Annotated in this window: 16 protein-coding genes; 5 read left to right on the top strand and 11 right to left on the bottom strand. The window is 67.2% G+C overall.

Annotation, left to right across the window (positions count from 1 at the left end):
- Window positions 1-35: 35 nt before the first annotated feature.
- On the top strand, window positions 36-977 hold the full coding sequence (locus QTH91_RS08395) for a LysR family transcriptional regulator (protein WP_286659527.1): 942 nt from the start codon (window positions 36-38) through the stop codon (window positions 975-977).
- Here the strand turns inward: QTH91_RS08395 and QTH91_RS08400 are convergent.
- From QTH91_RS08400 to QTH91_RS08410, 3 genes are read right to left on the bottom strand one after another with little or no spacing between them, the layout of a single operon-like run.
- Window positions 946-2202 (bottom strand): SAM-dependent methyltransferase, encoded by a 1257-nt coding sequence (locus QTH91_RS08400; protein ID WP_286659528.1) that lies wholly within the window; start codon window positions 2200-2202, stop codon window positions 946-948. The genes QTH91_RS08395 and QTH91_RS08400 overlap by 32 nt on opposite strands.
- Complete coding sequence (locus tag QTH91_RS08405; protein WP_286659529.1) at window positions 2199-3011, bottom strand: DUF1365 domain-containing protein; 813 nt, start codon at window positions 3009-3011, stop codon at window positions 2199-2201. Before QTH91_RS08405 ends, QTH91_RS08400 begins: the two co-directional genes overlap by 4 nt.
- On the bottom strand, window positions 3008-4423 hold the full coding sequence (locus tag QTH91_RS08410) for an NAD(P)/FAD-dependent oxidoreductase (protein WP_286659530.1): 1416 nt from the start codon (window positions 4421-4423) through the stop codon (window positions 3008-3010). The genes QTH91_RS08405 and QTH91_RS08410 overlap by 4 nt, the downstream gene beginning before the upstream one ends.
- A 195-nt stretch (window positions 4424-4618) precedes the next feature.
- Between QTH91_RS08410 and QTH91_RS08415 the strand changes: the two genes are divergently transcribed.
- Together QTH91_RS08415 and QTH91_RS08420 are read left to right on the top strand one after the other, a co-directional pair.
- On the top strand, window positions 4619-5215 hold the full coding sequence (locus QTH91_RS08415; protein ID WP_286659531.1) for a sigma-70 family RNA polymerase sigma factor: 597 nt from the start codon (window positions 4619-4621) through the stop codon (window positions 5213-5215).
- A complete protein-coding gene (locus QTH91_RS08420) occupies window positions 5212-5874 on the top strand; it encodes a ChrR family anti-sigma-E factor (protein ID WP_286659532.1) in 663 nt (220 codons plus the stop codon). The genes QTH91_RS08415 and QTH91_RS08420 overlap by 4 nt, the downstream gene beginning before the upstream one ends.
- 1 nt (window position 5875) lies before the next feature.
- Here the strand turns inward: QTH91_RS08420 and QTH91_RS08425 are convergent, their stop codons facing one another.
- From QTH91_RS08425 to QTH91_RS08445, 5 genes are read right to left on the bottom strand one after another with little or no spacing between them, the layout of a single operon-like run.
- The gene (locus QTH91_RS08425; RefSeq protein WP_286659533.1) at window positions 5876-6286 is read right to left on the bottom strand and encodes a DUF2177 family protein; all 411 of its coding nucleotides are present in this window, start codon (window positions 6284-6286) and stop codon (window positions 5876-5878) included.
- Window positions 6287-6323: 37 nt separating this feature from the next.
- Window positions 6324-6956, bottom strand: coding sequence for a DUF6134 family protein (locus tag QTH91_RS08430; RefSeq protein ID WP_286659534.1), 633 nt, complete (start codon window positions 6954-6956; stop codon window positions 6324-6326).
- The gene (locus QTH91_RS08435; RefSeq protein WP_286659535.1) at window positions 6953-7753 is read right to left on the bottom strand and encodes a DUF1295 domain-containing protein; all 801 of its coding nucleotides are present in this window, start codon (window positions 7751-7753) and stop codon (window positions 6953-6955) included. The genes QTH91_RS08430 and QTH91_RS08435 overlap by 4 nt, the downstream gene beginning before the upstream one ends.
- Window positions 7750-8373 (bottom strand): DUF2878 domain-containing protein, encoded by a 624-nt coding sequence (locus QTH91_RS08440; protein ID WP_286659536.1) that lies wholly within the window; start codon window positions 8371-8373, stop codon window positions 7750-7752. The genes QTH91_RS08435 and QTH91_RS08440 overlap by 4 nt, the downstream gene beginning before the upstream one ends.
- Entirely contained in the window at window positions 8370-9416 is a 1047-nt protein-coding gene (locus QTH91_RS08445) for an SAM-dependent methyltransferase (protein WP_286659537.1), read from the bottom strand. Before QTH91_RS08445 ends, QTH91_RS08440 begins: the two co-directional genes overlap by 4 nt.
- 215 nt (window positions 9417-9631) lie before the next feature.
- Here QTH91_RS08445 and QTH91_RS08450 point away from each other — a divergent pair, with 215 nt between their 5' ends.
- Window positions 9632-10588 (top strand): fasciclin domain-containing protein, encoded by a 957-nt coding sequence (locus QTH91_RS08450; protein ID WP_286659538.1) that lies wholly within the window; start codon window positions 9632-9634, stop codon window positions 10586-10588.
- Window positions 10589-10609: 21 nt separating this feature from the next.
- The gene (locus QTH91_RS08455) at window positions 10610-11209 is read left to right on the top strand and encodes a lipocalin family protein (protein ID WP_286659539.1); all 600 of its coding nucleotides are present in this window, start codon (window positions 10610-10612) and stop codon (window positions 11207-11209) included.
- Between the two features lie 9 nt (window positions 11210-11218).
- Here the strand turns inward: QTH91_RS08455 and QTH91_RS08460 are convergent, their stop codons facing one another.
- The 3 genes from QTH91_RS08460 to QTH91_RS08470 all read right to left on the bottom strand — a co-directional run bounded on the left by QTH91_RS08460 (window position 11219) and on the right by QTH91_RS08470 (window position 15109).
- Window positions 11219-12211 carry a Bug family tripartite tricarboxylate transporter substrate binding protein gene (locus QTH91_RS08460; protein WP_286659540.1) on the bottom strand — a complete coding sequence of 331 codons (993 nt, stop codon included), beginning with the start codon at window positions 12209-12211 and terminating at the stop codon, window positions 11219-11221.
- 68 nt (window positions 12212-12279) lie between these two features.
- Window positions 12280-13509 (bottom strand): acyl-CoA dehydrogenase family protein, encoded by a 1230-nt coding sequence (locus tag QTH91_RS08465; protein ID WP_390368169.1) that lies wholly within the window; start codon window positions 13507-13509, stop codon window positions 12280-12282.
- Between the two features lies 1 nt (window position 13510).
- Window positions 13511-15109: an AMP-binding protein gene (locus QTH91_RS08470; RefSeq protein WP_390368181.1), complete on the bottom strand. Its 1599-nt coding sequence runs from the start codon at window positions 15107-15109 to the stop codon at window positions 13511-13513.
- Between the last annotated feature and the right edge of the window lie 115 nt (window positions 15110-15224).

The following is a 15224-nucleotide window of genomic DNA, read 5'->3' on the forward strand; positions in this document are numbered from 1 at the left end:
CCCACATCTGTTTCCGATATGGAAAGGCACAAGCGATGCACGACCTGGACCTGACGACTTTGCGACTCTTCGTGGCCACCTGCGATCACCGGAACATCGGACGTGCGGCGGCGCAGAACCACATCGGCACTTCGGCCATCAGCAAGCGCCTTGCCCAGCTCGAAGATCAGGTGCGTGCGCCGCTGTTGGAGCGTCACCGCCGCGGCGTGGTGCCGACCGCCGCTGGCGAAATGCTCCTGGAGCATGCGCGCGCGATGCTCGCGACGGCCGACCGCGTGGCCCGGGACATGACGGCCTATCGCAAGGGCGTGAAAGGCCAGGTTCGCGTCTTGGCCTCGGTGTCGGCGATCACGGAGTCCCTGCCCGATGACATCGCGAGCTTCCTGCAGATGCCGGAGCACGCGCAGATTCGCGTCGACATCGAAGAGCGGACCAGTTCGGAGCTCGTCTCAGCCCTTCGGGAGGGGTTGGCGCCAATCGGCGTGTGCTGGGATGCGGCGGACCTGGAAGGCCTGGCAACAAGGCCCTATCGCGGCGACGAACTCTGCGTGGTCGTCCATCCGTCGCATCCACTGGCAAGACGCAAGTCGTGCAGTTTCGAGCAGACCTTGGATTTCGACCATGTCGGCCTGCCCGCCAACACGGCCGTGCACACCATGCTTGCACGTGCGGCGGCCATCATCGGCAAGCCGATCTACTACCGGGCGGTGGTGTCCACCTTCGACGCCTCGCTGCGATGCGTGCGCGCCGGGCTTGGCCTGGCGGTGGTTCCCAGGGAGATCGCTTCCACGTCCGGCGAGCAGGATCGCCGTCGGATCGTGCGGCTCGACGATGCCTGGGCCCAGCGACGATTCGCCATCTGCTTTCGCGATCCGGGGCACCTCTCGCCAGCGGCCAGGCTCCTGGTGGATCACCTGTCTGCGCAAGCCCCGAAGGGCCAGCGCCTCAAGCCGTCTGGCCCTGCGGCGAATGCGTGATCCTGTATAGCGCCACGTCGATCCGCTCGTTGCGAAAGCCGACCTCGCAGTAGCCCAGGTAGTAGTTCCACATCCGCCGGAAGCGCTCGTCGAAGCCCAGGGGGCGCAGCAGAGGCCATGCTGCCTCGAAGCGCTGTCGCCATTCCTGCACGGTGCGGGCATAGCTCGCGCCGAAGCGGTCGGTGCATTCGAGCTGCAGGCCCGCCTGCTGCGCCTGCTGGCGCAAGGCAGCGTCGCACGGCAGCATGCCGCCCGGAAACACGTGGCGCTGGATAAAGTCCGGATTTCGGCTGTAGGCGTCGAAGTGCGCGTCGTCGATCAGGATGACCTGCACCACGGCCGTGCCGCCAGGCTTCATGCGATCGCGCAGCGTCTGGAAGTAGCGCGGCCAATAGGCCTGACCGACGGCTTCGAGCATCTCGATGGAGACGATGCGGTCGAATGTGCCTTCGATGTCCCGATAGTCCTGCAGGCGCAGTTCCACGCTCTGGCGAAGCCCAGCGGCCTCGACCTGGGCATTGGCGTGCGCGAGCTGCTCGCGTGACAACGTCACGCCGGTCACGTGCACGCCTGGGTTCGCGGCCAGCTTCATGGCCAGCGCGCCCCAGCCGCAGCCGATCTCGAGAACACGCTCGCCCCCTTCGAGTTGAAGGAGCGATTCGATGCGCGAGAGCTTCCGCTCCTGGGCCTGCTCCAGGCTCAGATCGCCCGGCGCGTAGATCGCGCTGGAGTAGATCATCTGCGGATCGAGCCACGTCCCGTAGAAGGTGTTGCCCAGGTCGTAGTGCGCGCTGATGTTGCGGCGGCTGCCTGCCGGCGTATTGGCATTGAGCAGGTGACGCACGCGCGTCCAGGCACGGGCAAGCCAGTTGCCGGTGAGTGTGTTGCCCATCGCCGATTCGTTGGCAAGCCCGAATTCGAGCACGCCGACGAGATCGGGCGTCGACCAGTCGCCGTCGCAGTAGCTTTCGGCCCAGCCCAGATCGCCTTGAGAAAGCAGGCGACGCAGCGCTCGCCAGCGATGCACGTGCACGGTGGCATGCGCACCGTCGACGCGGCCGCGCACGCTGATGCGCTCGCCATTGGGCAGAGTCAGGTCGAGGCTGCCGCGCTGAAGACCGGCCAACGCGCGCTGGATCTGGCCGCGCCAGGTCCACGGCAGGCCGGGCCCCGCGCTGATGCTGGCTTCCGAGGTGCGGGCTGTGTTGAAGATCAATCGGCTCATGGCAACGAGGCTTCCTGGCTTCGAACGACGGTCAGCGGCCTTTCGGCGGCGCCAGGGTGGCGCCGGAATGGCGCGCCCTTGATGAGCATCCGCAATGCTTCCCAATGAATGGCGCCCAGCACCTTCAGTCCCAGCAGGGGGTGGCGCACGAACGCGCCCAGCAGGCTCGAGTCGCTCACCGGCGCTTGCCTTGCGGACAGTCCGGCGGAAAGCACAACCGTACCTTCGGGATCGCAGGTGTCGATGTGCACCTGAAAGGGGGACTGCTCGTCGGGCGGCAGGCTCAGCGTGAATCGGTAGTTCAGGTTCATGTCCATGAAGGGCGACACGTGCAGCCGCTTGCCGCAGGCGTGGCGCAATGTGGTCGCATGCTGTTGCGAGGGCTCCACTTCGACGAGGTAGCGGTGCCGCTCGCCAAAGGTGTTGCTCACCTCGTAGATGACCGCCGCCATCCCGCCATGCTCGTGTTCGCACAGGAAGATCGACAGCGGGTTGAATGCGTGGCCAAGAATGCGCGGCATGGTCAAGAGGCGCACGCGCCCCGTGGCCTCGATACCAGCAGCACGCAGTTGACCGTGGATCTCGTCACGCAGGTTCACGCCCGTCGGCGCGCCGTGGTCCGACTGCCGGAAGCTGAACAGGCCGGGCCGATCGAGGCTGAAGAGCCGCAGCCGTGCATTCAGCGATTCGAGTTCGTCCAGATCCAGCAGCAGGAAGACGACGCGATAGCGCAGCCGGTGCCGCAACGGCCGCATGCGCTGGTGCACGACGGTGGCTGAAAGCAGCCTGCTGGCAGGCGGATTCATCATGCGGAAGCGCGTGCCGCCGCCTTCGACGCCGCATGGATGGCCGGAATGCGCCCTGACTCGTTCTCCACCTGCCAGGGCCGGCGCACCCCGCCGAGGGCCTCGGCCACCGCCAGACCAGCCTGCAGACCGTCTTCATGGAAGCCTGCGCCGAAATAGGCGCCGCAGAACCACGTGTGTCGTTGCCCCTGCAGGCGCCACAGCTCCGACTGGGCGCGCAGTGCCCGCGCGTCGAACAGCGGGTGCTCGTAGCTCTGGGTATGCAGCAGGCGGCCGGCGGCCGGCGGATGACCGGGGTTGAGCGTGAGCATGATCGGCGTGCTCGTGGGCAGGGGTTGCAGCCGGTTCATCCAGTAGCTCGCGCAAAGCGATTGCGCGTCGCGCCGGTGGCCGAGGTAGTTCCAGCTCGCCCAGGTCCGGCGGCGCCGGGGCATGAGGCGCGTGTCGGTGTGCAACACGGCCAGGTTGCGGCTGTACGAGAAGGCACCCAGCAGGCGCTGCTCGTCCGCGCTGGGTGCATCCAGCAGGTGCAGGGCCTCGTCGGCGTGGGTGGCGACGACCACCGCATCGAAGCGCTGCGGGTGCCAGCCGTTGGAGGTGCGCACCTGGACGCCCTGCGCGTCACGCGCCAGCTCGAGCACGGCCTGGCCGCGCAGCACCTGCCGCGCGTCGAGCGCAGAAGCGAGCGCGTTCACGTACTCGCGGCTCCCGCCGACGACCGTGCGCCAGACGGGGCGCTGGCCCAGGTCGAGCAGGCGGTGGTTCTCGCAGAAGCGCACAAAAGCCTCGGTGGGGTAGCGGCCGATGCGCTCCGCCGGGGCGGACCAGATCGCCGCGGCCATCGGATAGAGGTGGTCGGCGCGGAAGGCATCGCCGTAGCCGCGTGCGTCCAGGTAGTCGTCCAGGGCGACCAGGCCGAAATTGCGCGCATCCGCCGGAGCATCGCGGTAGAAGCGGCGCAGCTCGGCCAGCATGCGCCAGAAGCGCGGACGCAGGGCATTGACCGGCTGGGCGAACAGGCCGGCCAGTCCGTCGCTTGAATATTCGAGCTGCCCGTCGTCCAGGCTCACGGCGAACGACATGTCCGAACCCTCGGTGCGCACGCCCAGGTGCTCGAACATGGCCGTCAGGTTGGGGTAGGCCGGCTCGTTGTAGACGATGAACCCCGTGTCGACCGCCAGCGGCACGCCGTCGACGTCGACGTCGACCGTGTGGGCATGGCCGCCAAGCCGCTGGTGAGATTCGAACAGCGTCACGTCGTGGGCGCGCGACAGCAGCCACGCGGCCGACAGCCCCGAGACGCCGCTGCCGATCACGGCGATCTTCTGCCGCCCTTGCGAGCCGTCCGGGCCGGGGGCGGCGCCCGGAATCAGGCGGTGGGCTGGGCTGGCGGGAATGGTTGGAATGGCAGGCATGTAGGGGGCCGCGTCGTGGTCTTGTCGTCTTCTACGCAACCTGGGCCGCGCCGGATCAATCGCGACGCAGTGTAGATGCGCGCTGTGATCCAATCGCGCCGATGATGCGTAGAACCCCCCATGACCGGCCTACGGCAATCCTCGGAAATCGACCCCGCCAGGCATCGAGCCCGCGCTCCCTACCTGTCCGTTGCCATGTCGCCTGATATTCCGGAGCATGCACCCGAACCCGACCTGCTGAACCACCTGCTTGTCTGCGTGGGCAGCAAGTCGGACCGCCAGGCCTTCGCGGCCTTGTTCAAGCATTTCGCGCCGCGCATCAAGAGCTACCTGATGCGCTCGGGCAGCTCCGAAAGCCAGGCCGAGGAGTTCGCCCAGGAGGCCATGGTCAACGTCTGGAAGAAGGCCGCGGGCTTCGATCCGGCCGAGGCCGCGGCTTCGACCTGGATCTTTGCCATCGCCCGCAACCTGCGCATCGACCATTTCCGGCGCCTGGGCAACCGCATGGAGCAGATCGCCAGCGATCCCCATGAAGATGCCCTGGCTGGCGCCGAGGACCCCGAGCCCACGCCTGAAGAGCAGCTCTTCGGCGCCCAGTGCGAGCGCGCGGTGCGCTCGGCCATGGCGGCGCTGCCGCCGGAGCAGCAGCTGGTGTTGCGGCTTTCGTTTTATGAGGAGCACCCGCATGCGCGGATCGCCGCCGAGCTGGGTCTTCCGCTGGGCACGGTGAAATCCCGCGTGCGCCTGGCCTTGAACCAGCTGCGACGCCGGCTGGATGGAATGCAACCATGAGGATTCGACATCACCCCGATGACGCACTGATGCTCGCCTATGCGGCGGGCAGCCTGGGCGCGGGCCATCGCCTGCTGCTCGACGTGCACCTTGAAGGCTGCGCGGCCTGCCGCCAGCGCATGGCGCAACTGAACGCGCTGGGCGGCGTCATGCTCGACGAACTGCCGCCGGCGGAACTGTCGCCGCATGCGCTGGAGCGCGTGCTTGCCCGCATCGATGCCGGGCCCGGCTCTTTGGCCGACGCGCCCAGGACGAGCACGGTCGTAGGCGAGAAGCCCTGGCTTCCGGTCGCCTGGCCGGCGGCGATGTCCGGCTGCGAAGTCGGTCCCTGGCGCTGGATGGGCCCGGGCATGTACTGGAACCGCGTGGTGGTTCCGGACGCGCCGCAGGCCAAGGTCTTCATGCTTCGCATTGGCGCCGGCCGGATGCTGCCGCAGCACACGCACAGCCAGAGCGAGCTGACGCAGGTGCTTTGGGGAGCGTTCGACGATGGCCGCAGCGAGTTCCGCGCCGGCGATTTCGACGAGACGGACGGATCGGTGCGCCATCAACCGACCGTTCAGCCCAATGGAGACTGCATCTGCCTGGCCTCGGTCGAAGGAACGCTGCGGTTCGACGGCTGGCTGGCGCGCCTCATGGGCGCTTCGATCGGCATGTGATTCAGCGGCCGGGCAAGAGCTTGAGCAGCACCAGCACGGTGAGGGCGGACGCAGCGCCCGTGGCGCTGGTGCCCCAGGCCAGGTCGGCCAGCGTGATCTTCCACGACCAACCTTGCAAGGTGGCCTGGTTGGTCAGGTCGTAGGTGGCATAGGCCACGAAACCCAGCATCGCCCCACGGGCCGCGCCTGCGCCGACGCTTTTCAGGTCGAACGCCGGCGAGATCGCCAGGGCCACCATGCCGCTGATGTAGACGACGTAGAAGAACCCGGCGGCCCACATGTCGAAGGGCTGGCGCAAGAGCGGGCCGATGATCGGCTGGTAGAGCCTTGGCGTCATCAGGCTGAGCCAGACGGCGTCCAGGGCGAGGAAGATGACGGCGGCCAGGATCCAGGCCAGTGCAAAGGTTCTCATGGGCGTTCCTTGAAAAGCAAAAGGGGAGCGGTGCGCTTCAGCGCAGCCGATAGCTGAGCTTGCGGCCGCCGCTGACCGTGGCGTCCAGGCCTACCCATTGGCCTTGTGCGGTCCACCAGACATCGAGCGGTCGTTCGGTGCCGCTCAGGCGCCAGCGCTGGGCAGACACCATTTGTCCACGCACGTCGATCTGCGCGGTCTCGATGCGAGTCAGCTGCACTTGCTCGATCCGGCCGGTCTGCACGTTGAGCAGCCGATTCTGCCGCTGCATGACGGGATTCCAGTAGGCAAAGCTCATCAGGCAGCCGTCCACCTGCTGCCTTCGCTCGCCCGTCTCGATCACGAGCGCGCCTTGCACCCTGCTGGCATCGACCTGCGTCGATTCGCCGCCGTCCTGGGTCGAGGCCTTGAGCGTCTGCAGGCAATCGCCTTGCCAAAGCTCCTGGGCCCGATGCTGGTAGCGATACACGGGCACGCCCAGAAGGCGGACCTGAAAGTTGGCCTCGCTCGTCAGTTCGAGCAAACCGTCGCGCTGCGGCGTCTGGACGAAGCGGTGTTCGCCGATGGGTTCGCCGTCGAGCAACACGGTGAACGTGGTGGTCCGGGCATCGACGGCGCCCGCCGAGCCGGCCAGGGCGAGGCAGACCCACCATGCCGCGTACCGCTTCATGCCTTGCCTCCGGATGCGCGGGGCCGGCCAGGAAAGAAAGCCGGCGTGCGTTCGATGTAGTCACGATAGGGCTTGCGGTGTTCGACCAGGTCGGCTTCCAGCAGACCGACGCCCGACACCTTCAGCAGCAGCACCGTGACCAGAACCGGCGACACCAGCGCCCATGCGTTGTGAAAGCCGGCTGCCAGCGCGATCAGGCCCAGGCCCCACCAGAGGCAGGATTCACCGAAGTAATTGGGGTGGCGGCTGTACCGCCAAAGACCCTGGTCCATCACCGCGCCGCGCGACTTCGGATCGGCCTTGAAGCGAGCCAGTTGCCAATCGGCGATGGCCTCGAAACTCACGCCGAACACGGCAAGCAGCACGCCCACGATGTCCAGGAGATTGAGCCCGCTGCTGGATGCCGAGGCCGCGCCCAGCGGCGCGGAAACCACCCATGCCAGCAAGGCCTGCAGAGCGAACACCAGATACAGGCTCTTGAAGCCAAAGCCCGGCGAGTTGCGCTCGCGGATGGCGACGTAGCGCCGGTCTTCGCCAGGGTCGTGCCATTTGCGCACCGCCAGATGCAGCGAAAGCCGCACGGCCCATGCGCCGGCCAGGACCAGCGCGATCCAGCCGCGCGAACTGACTTGCTCGATGCAAAGCGCATACGTCACGCCCGCCGCCAGAATCATCACGGGCCAGAACGGATCGACGATGCTGACGTCCTTGCGGATCAGGCTGGCCACCCAGACCATCACGGCGATGGCCAGGCAGGTGGCCAGGCCGGGGAGGGCGACGTTCACCAGTGCGCTCATGACGGCCCGCCCGATGCCGACGGTCGCGCCATGCCATCGAGCCGGCTGGCGACCGCCACGAAAAGCGGCATCAGTGCGGCCCAGCCGATCGCCTGCGCCAGCCACAGGATGGAGGCGTCGTGGATCTGCGCCGCGCCCAGGCGTGCCCCGCCGAAGAACGCCAGCGGCCCTGCGATTGCACCGCAGACGGCGGCCAGGAGGTAGCGTCCACGCATCCAGCGCAGGCTCACGTTGAGCATGCAACCCAGCAACGGCCACAGGAGCACCAGCCACAGCGGCGGCTGGTCGCCCGGCGCCACGGCGCCCACGTAGCGGAACGCGTCCAGATGCGCCTGGGCAGCCTCCGCCAGCAGGCCGAAGAACGTGACGACAAGCAGCAGCGCGGCTTCGCGCAGTGGGCGAGCCGCCAGCGCGAGGTGCCAGGCCATCACCGCCAGCACGACCGCGCAACCCACCGCTTCGTACCCTCTTGCCGCGCCCACGACGGCCGCGAACCAGGCGATTTGGCAAAGCACGAAGTTGGCGATGCGATGCACCGTGCCGGGCTCGCCCCCACCAGCGTCCGAAGCCTGCAAGACCTGCGGCGCGTGCGGCTTCGGGGCACGGTGCAGGAGCCTCACGGCCGACGCTCCATCAGGTAGTGGCTCACCCACCATTGCTGCCCGGCGTTCCAGCCGAACAACTCTTCGACGGCCATGAAGAACAGGCGCCATCTCGTCCACCACACGGCCTGCGTGTCCTGGTGGGCCGCCTGCACGACCGGCAGGAGCTGGTCGCGCTTGGCGTCCATGTTGTCGAGCCAGGCGCGGGCGGTGCGGGCGTAGTGCCGCCCATCCCAACGCCAGCGGTCCGCGATGCGAAGGTCGTCCTGGAAATACAGCGGCAGATCGTCGCTGGGCATCATGCCGCCGCTGAAGAAGTAGCGGGCCATCCAGTCGCTGTCGTCGCGCACGTCGAAGGCGTATGGCGCCTCGCGATGCGCGAACACATGCATGAAGAAGAAGCCGCCCGGCCGGATCCAGCTCGCCACGCGGGCAAAGGCCGTCGGCCAGTTGCGCAAGTGCTCGAACATCTCGACCGACACGACGCGGTCGTAGCGTTCCGCTCCGGCGTCGAAGGCGTTCATGTCGCAGGTGATCACCCGCAGGTTGTCCAGGCCGCGCCGGCGCGCCTGCGTTTCGATGAAGAGGCGCTGCGAACGGGAATTCGAGATGGCCGTGATGCGGCTGGCCGGATAGTGCTCGGCCATCCACAGGCTGAGCGAGCCCCAGCCGCAGCCGAGTTCCAGCACGTCCTGTCCGTCGGCCAGGCGAGCGTTTTCGCAGGTTGCCCTCAGGGCTGCGGTCTCCGCCTCGGCCAGACTCTGGTCGGGCGCATCGTCCTGCCACAGGCAGCAGCTGTACTTGAGCCTCGGCCCCAACACCTGCTCGAAGAAGGATGCCGGCAACTCGTAGTGCTGCTCGTTGGCCTTGTGCGCCAGGGGGGCCACCGGCGCGGTGAACATGCTCCTGGCAAAGGAACGGGTCATGGCCAAGGTGGCTGCGGCATTGCCGCTCACCTCCGTCAGGCGCTGCCGCAGGAAGTTGCGGATTCCGAGGCGGACGACGTAATCGGGCACGAACCCTTGTTCTACCCATCGGATGGTGGTGGCGTCGGAAAGCATTGGCGGCTTGGGCGTGTTGAGCTTCGTGTTGTACGCAGCCCAGGCACGCTTGGATCTGCACCGACCCTGCGGATGGCGAAAGGCGCAACCGCAAGTAACTCATGCACGAAAGTCATCCGCAGCGCGACCGATTGCGTAGAGGGCATCGCATGCCGAAATGGCGGCGCGTTGTGCGCTGCATCGTCCCGGCGTGAGTTCAAACCCAGGAGACGCCAATGTCCGTGAAGCCGAAGTTGAGCCGCCGCCAGTGGATCGCCGGTGCGGCTGCAGTGATGACCATGCCGACCTTGCTCACCGCATGCGGAGGTGGTGGCAGCGATGCCGCCGACCGGAAGAACCTCGTCACGCTCGCGGAGAGCAAGCCCGAGTTGAGTCTGTTCGTCGAGGCGGTGAATGCGGCGGGCCTGCGCGACACGCTTTCCAGCGGCAGCTACACGGTGTTCGCGCCCGACAACAACGCCTTTGCGGCGCTGCTGGCCGAACTGGGCACCACCAAGGACGCGCTGTTTGCCGACACCGCGCTGTTGGGGGCGGTACTCAAATACCATGTGCTGTCGAGCGTGGTGTTCAAGGAAGCCATTCCGCTGGGCAAGGCGATCGAGCCCATCGGCGGCGGCTTCTTCAAGATCGAACTGCAGGGCAATGCCTACCAGATCACCGACGGCCGCAATCGCACCAGCGCCATCACGAGCACCGATTCGGTGGCAGCCAACGGCGTGCTGCATGTCGTCAACCGCGTGCTGCTGCCGGCCAACAAGGACATCGTCGAGACGGCTCAGGCCACGGCGGACCTGAGCATCCTGGTGGAGGCGGTGGTCGCGGCTGGCCTGGTGGACTCGCTGAAGGCGCCGGGCCCGTTCACGGTCTTTGCGCCCACCAATGCCGCCTTCGCCGCGCTTCTGACAGAGCTGGGCGTGACCAAGCAGGCCCTGCTGGCCGACAACGCCTTGCTGACCAAGGTGCTGACCTACCACGTGGTGCCGAGCCGCACGCTCAAGGCCGACATCCGTGTCGACTCGCCCATTACCACGCTGCAGGGCCAGACCTTCCGGGTCAATGCCAACCTGCGCATCGTGGATCAGCGCAATCGAACGACCGGGCTGGTGGCCACGGACGTTTTCGCCAGCAACGGGGTGGTGCACGTCATCGACCGGGTGCTTCTGCCTGCTTAATGAAAGGGAACAGGTTCTGACATGGGACGTCGTGACGTGATCGATTCACTTGGGCCGATGCGCGGCCGCGCGCGGGTACCGGCTCGAAAGCCATGGCTCGCGCTGGCCGTTGTCTTGGCCGGCGTGGCGGTGGCGGGCTGCGCCAGTTCGCCGGATCGCAAGTTGCCGCCGCTGGCCCTGGCGGACCATGTCGACCTGCCTCGCTTCATGGGCGACTGGTACGTGATCGCCAGCATTCCGACCTTCCTCGAGAAGGGCGCCCACAACCCGAAGGAAAACTACCGGCTGGACGCGGACGGGACCATCGCCACCACCTTCACCTTCAACGCCGACGCGTTCGATGGTCCCCTGCGCACTTACGAGTCGCGAGGCTATGTGCTGGACCAGCGCACCAACGCGATCTGGGGCCAGCAGTACGTGTGGCCGATCAAGGCGGACTATCGGATCGCCTATGTGTCCGACGATTACGCCCAGACCGTGGTGGCACGCGAGAAGCGCGACTACGTCTGGATCATGGCGCGCACGCCGAGCATCCCGGATGCCGACCTGCGCCGCCTGACCGACTTCGTGGCCAAGCAAGGCTACGACCCTGCGCTGCTGGTGCGCGCGCCGACGCGTTGAGGGCGGCGGCTACATCGCCTCCAGCCCCACCTTTTTCATCATCGCCTCGGTGAAGGCCATCTCCTGCTTGAAGCCCTTCACGTAGGCGGTGGAGTCCTGGATGTCGACCATGCCGCCTTGCTTTTCGAGCAGCGCGATCACCTGGGGCTGTGCCAGCGCCTTCTCGAAGGCGCCGCGAATCTTTTCGGCCACCGCGTCCGGCGTCCCGGCCGGCACCGAGATGCCGCCCCACGAGGTGAGTTCGGCGCCCTTGATGCCGGCTTCGGCCAGCGTCGGCACGTCGGGCAGCGTCGGGTTGCGGCTGCTGCCGGCCACGGCCAAGGCGCGCAACTGGCCCGCCTTGATGAGCGGAAAGGCAACGCTGAAGATCGGCGCGCCGAAGGTCACCTGATCGCCGATGACGGCATTGACCAGTTCCGAAGCACCCTTGTACGGCACATGCATGGCCTGGGCGTGCGCGGACGTCAGCATCATTTCCACGCCCAGGTGCGACGGCGTGCCCACGCCGCCGGAGGCGTAGTTCATCTGCCCGTTCTTGGCCTTGGCGCGGGCCACCAGTTCCTGCATGGTGCGGATGTCGGACTTGGCGCTCACCACCACCACGATGTCCGAGCGCGTCAGCCGCATGATGTGGCGGAAATCCTTGAGCGCGTCGTAGCCCGGGTTCTTGTACATCAGCATGTTCGCGGCCATGGGTGCGGCCGAGTAGATCCATGTGTAGCCGTCCGGCGCCGCCTTGGCACCGGCTCGCGCACCGATGTTCCCGGCCGCGCCGGCACGGTTGTCGATGACCACCGGCTGCCCGATGAAGGGCGTCACCGCCTCGGCCAGGATGCGGGTGGTCGTGTCCGGACCAGTGCCCGCCAGATAGGGAACCACCCATTTGATGGGGCGGCTGGGGTAGGGCTCCTGCTCCGCCAGGGCCAGGGCGGGAGCGCCCAGCGGCAGCAGCGCGGCCAGGGATGCGCGGCGAAGCAGTGCGCGGCGGGTGATGTCGTTCATGGTCTTGTCTCCGTAAGTCTGTTTTAGGCGGAAATGAATGGCGCCTCGATCGGCGCGGAAAAGCGCGTCTAGCGCGCCGCCGCGTCGCCGAGCAGTTCCTTGGCGATGGTGTTCTTCTGGATCTCGCTGGTGCCGGTGAGCACCCGGTACATGCGCAGCATGCGAAACAGGAACTCGACCCGGCGGCCTTGCACGATGCCCTCGCCGCCGTGGATCTGAACCGCGCGGTCGGCCACGCGAAAGGCCGTCTCCGAGCAGAACAGCTTGGTCATGGAAGCCTCGGCGCGCGCCTCGGCGCCGCCGTCGATCTGCCGGGCCGTGTGGATCATCAAAGCGCGGGCCGCGGCGAGTTCGGTGGCCGCTTCGGCCAGCATGTGCTGGATGGCCTGGAACTGCCCGATCGCGCGGCCGAACTGCCGACGCTGCAACGCATAGTCGCGAGCATCGGCGAGGGCGACGGTGGCCAGCCCCACCATCGCCGGGCAATGCAAGAGGCGGTTGACGGTGATGCGGCCAAGAGCCAGCGCCAGGCCGCGCCCCGGTTCGCCGATCAAGTTCGCAGCGGGTACGCGGACGCCGTCGAGCACGATGTCGCCGGTGCTGCTCTGGCCGGCCATGGTCTTGTAACCGCATTCGACACGCGCGCCGGACGATTGCAGGTCCACGAAGAAGGCCGAGACCTCGCGTTCGCGGCTCGGGTCGGCAGCGGTGGAGGCCATCAGCACGGCATAGTCGGCAAACGGCGATCCCGAGATGAAGCGCTTGCGCCCGGTGATCACGAAGTGGTCGCCATCGCGCACCGCGTGGGTCTGGACCGCCCCGGCGTCCGAACCGGCTTCGGCTTCGGTCAAGGCAAAGCAGATCGCCTTTTCGGCCTGCGCCACCGGAATGATGAATTGCTGCATCTGGTAGGGCGTCGCCTGGCGTGCCAGTGCCCCGACGCGCGGCGGCCCGCTCAGTTCGCCGAAGACGTGCGGCGCAAACGGCGACCCGCTGGCGTAGATGGCTTCCTTGATCAGCACATGGTCCAGCAGCGACAGGCCCAGGCCGCCCATCTTGCTGGGCAGCGTCATGCCGTAGAAGCCCAGCTCGCGCGAGCGGCGCCACACCTGCTGCAGCACTTCGCGAGGTGCGCCATGCTCCTGGTCGACATGGTGCTCGCGGGCCAGGTCGGCGAGTTCACCATGCAGATATTCGCGCACGCGCTGGATGATCTCGGCCGCACGCTCGGTGCCCTCGAAGGGGCCGGCGAAGAAGGGCGGCGGGACGTTCGGTGTGGTCGTGGTCATCGCATCCATCTCAGTTCACCATCCGTTCCTGTCCGGCCCAGTAGGGCGCCTGCACCGCCTTGCGCATCACCTTGCCATTGGGGTTCTTGGGCAACTGGGCGACGAACTCGATGTGGCGCGGCCGCTTGAAGCCGGCAAGCCGCTCGCCGCAGAAGGCATCCAGCAGGCCCGAATCGGCCACGCTGCCGGGGTTGAGCACCACGTGGGCCGCGACGGCCTCGCCCCACTTGTCGTCGGGGATGGCGAACACGCAGGCCTCCTTGACGCTGGCGTGCTGGTAGAGCACGGCCTCGACCTCCGAGGGGTACACGTTGAAGCCGCCGCTGATCACCATGTCCTTCTTGCGGTCCACGATGTAGACGAAGCCTTCGTCGTCCATGCGGGCCAGGTCGCCCGTGTGGTAGCGGCCGTTCTTGAGCACTTCGGCCGTGAGTTCGGGCGCACGCCAGTAGCCTGCAAACACGTCGTCGCCGCCGACCACGATCTCGCCGATCTCCCCGGAGGCCACCGGTTGCCCGTCGTCGTCCAGGATCTGCACGTCGCACTCGAGCAGCGGCCGGCCGCAAGAAGCCAGCCGTTCGGGCCGCGCCGCACGGGCGTACAGGTGGTCGGCCACCGTGAGCGCGCAGACACCGGACGTGGTCTCGCCCGCGCCGTAGCCTTGCGACAGCACCGGTCCGAACACGTCCATCGCCCGCAGGATGCGCGCGGGCGCCATCGGCGCGGCGCCGTAGCCCAGGCGCACCAGGTCCGGCAACGGGCGGTATTGCCCTTCGAGCTCGCCCAGCAGCATGTTGATCATGGTGGGCACCATGAAGGTGTGGGTGACGCGGTCCGCACGCATGTCCGCGATGAAGCGGCTTGGCTCGAAGCTGTCGAAAAGGCGGATCGTGACGCCGCAGCACAGGGCCGGCACCAGTTGCATGCCCGACGCGTGGGTGATCGGCCCGACCAGGCCGAGCACCGCACCCTCGTTCATGCCTTCGGAGCGCAGCAGGAATTTGCGCAATTGCGCCAGGCGGTTGCCGAAGGTCTGCATCGCGGCCTTCAGCACGCCAGACGAACCCGAGGTGTAGTGCAGGACCGCCACTTCGTCGGCGGTGACCGCCACGGGCGCGAATGCGTCGCTGGCAGAGGCGAGGGCGTCTTCGTACGAACTGGGCTCGTCGCTCCCGGCGCGCTCGGCCACCAGCAGGAGGCTGGGCATGGCGCCACGAATGTGCGGGCGAAAAGCTTCGACGCGCAAGGCGGTGGTCACGATGACGGCCGCTTCGCTGTTGGCGGCAATCTCGCCCACTTCGGCTGGCGACAGTCGGGCGTTGAATGGCGCCTTGATGAGCCCGGCCTTGTAGCAGGCCAGTTCGACCTCCACGATCTCCGGGCGATTGGGCAGGTAGATGCCGACGCGATCGCCGCGCTTGAGGCCCAGGCCGAGCAGCGCATTGGCCAGGCGGTTGGAACGACGCTCCAGTTCGGCATAGCTGAGACTGAGCGCAGGGGTCTTGATGGCGATCCGGTTGGCAAAGGCGCGAGCGCTTCGCGACACCAGGGCGCCCACATTGGCGACGGGGCGCTGCCCCAGCCCGGCGGAAGAAGTTGATGCAGTGATGGCGTGTCTCCTGGAACTCCCCTCGGGCGCTGTGCCAAGGGGTTGATTCAACTGTTCCAGATCGACCGGTATCAGGGAAATACTGTTTGCTGATCCAAGGGGATCAATCGAATTG

It is taken from the genome of Variovorax dokdonensis, assembly GCF_030316895.1.
GTDB lineage: Bacteria > Pseudomonadota > Gammaproteobacteria > Burkholderiales > Burkholderiaceae_C > Variovorax > Variovorax dokdonensis.

Excerpts from the sequence above, each read along its gene's own strand:
- QTH91_RS08395 (WP_286659527.1), top strand. The coding sequence starts at position 36 with ATGCACGACCTGGACCTGACGACTTTGCGACTCTTCGTGGCCACCTGC.
- QTH91_RS08400 (WP_286659528.1), bottom strand. The coding sequence starts at position 2,202 with ATGAGCCGATTGATCTTCAACACAGCCCGCACCTCGGAAGCCAGCATC.
- QTH91_RS08405 (WP_286659529.1), bottom strand. The coding sequence starts at position 3,011 with ATGATGAATCCGCCTGCCAGCAGGCTGCTTTCAGCCACCGTCGTGCAC.
- QTH91_RS08410 (WP_286659530.1), bottom strand. The coding sequence starts at position 4,423 with ATGCCTGCCATTCCAACCATTCCCGCCAGCCCAGCCCACCGCCTGATT.
- QTH91_RS08415 (WP_286659531.1), top strand. The coding sequence starts at position 4,619 with ATGTCGCCTGATATTCCGGAGCATGCACCCGAACCCGACCTGCTGAAC.
- QTH91_RS08420 (WP_286659532.1), top strand. The coding sequence starts at position 5,212 with ATGAGGATTCGACATCACCCCGATGACGCACTGATGCTCGCCTATGCG.
- QTH91_RS08425 (WP_286659533.1), bottom strand. The coding sequence starts at position 6,286 with ATGAGAACCTTTGCACTGGCCTGGATCCTGGCCGCCGTCATCTTCCTC.
- QTH91_RS08430 (WP_286659534.1), bottom strand. The coding sequence starts at position 6,956 with ATGAAGCGGTACGCGGCATGGTGGGTCTGCCTCGCCCTGGCCGGCTCG.
- QTH91_RS08435 (WP_286659535.1), bottom strand. The coding sequence starts at position 7,753 with ATGAGCGCACTGGTGAACGTCGCCCTCCCCGGCCTGGCCACCTGCCTG.
- QTH91_RS08445 (WP_286659537.1), bottom strand. The coding sequence starts at position 9,416 with ATGCTTTCCGACGCCACCACCATCCGATGGGTAGAACAAGGGTTCGTG.
- QTH91_RS08450 (WP_286659538.1), top strand. The coding sequence starts at position 9,632 with ATGTCCGTGAAGCCGAAGTTGAGCCGCCGCCAGTGGATCGCCGGTGCG.
- QTH91_RS08455 (WP_286659539.1), top strand. The coding sequence starts at position 10,610 with ATGGGACGTCGTGACGTGATCGATTCACTTGGGCCGATGCGCGGCCGC.
- QTH91_RS08460 (WP_286659540.1), bottom strand. The coding sequence starts at position 12,211 with ATGAACGACATCACCCGCCGCGCACTGCTTCGCCGCGCATCCCTGGCC.
- QTH91_RS08465 (WP_390368169.1), bottom strand. The coding sequence starts at position 13,509 with ATGGATGCGATGACCACGACCACACCGAACGTCCCGCCGCCCTTCTTC.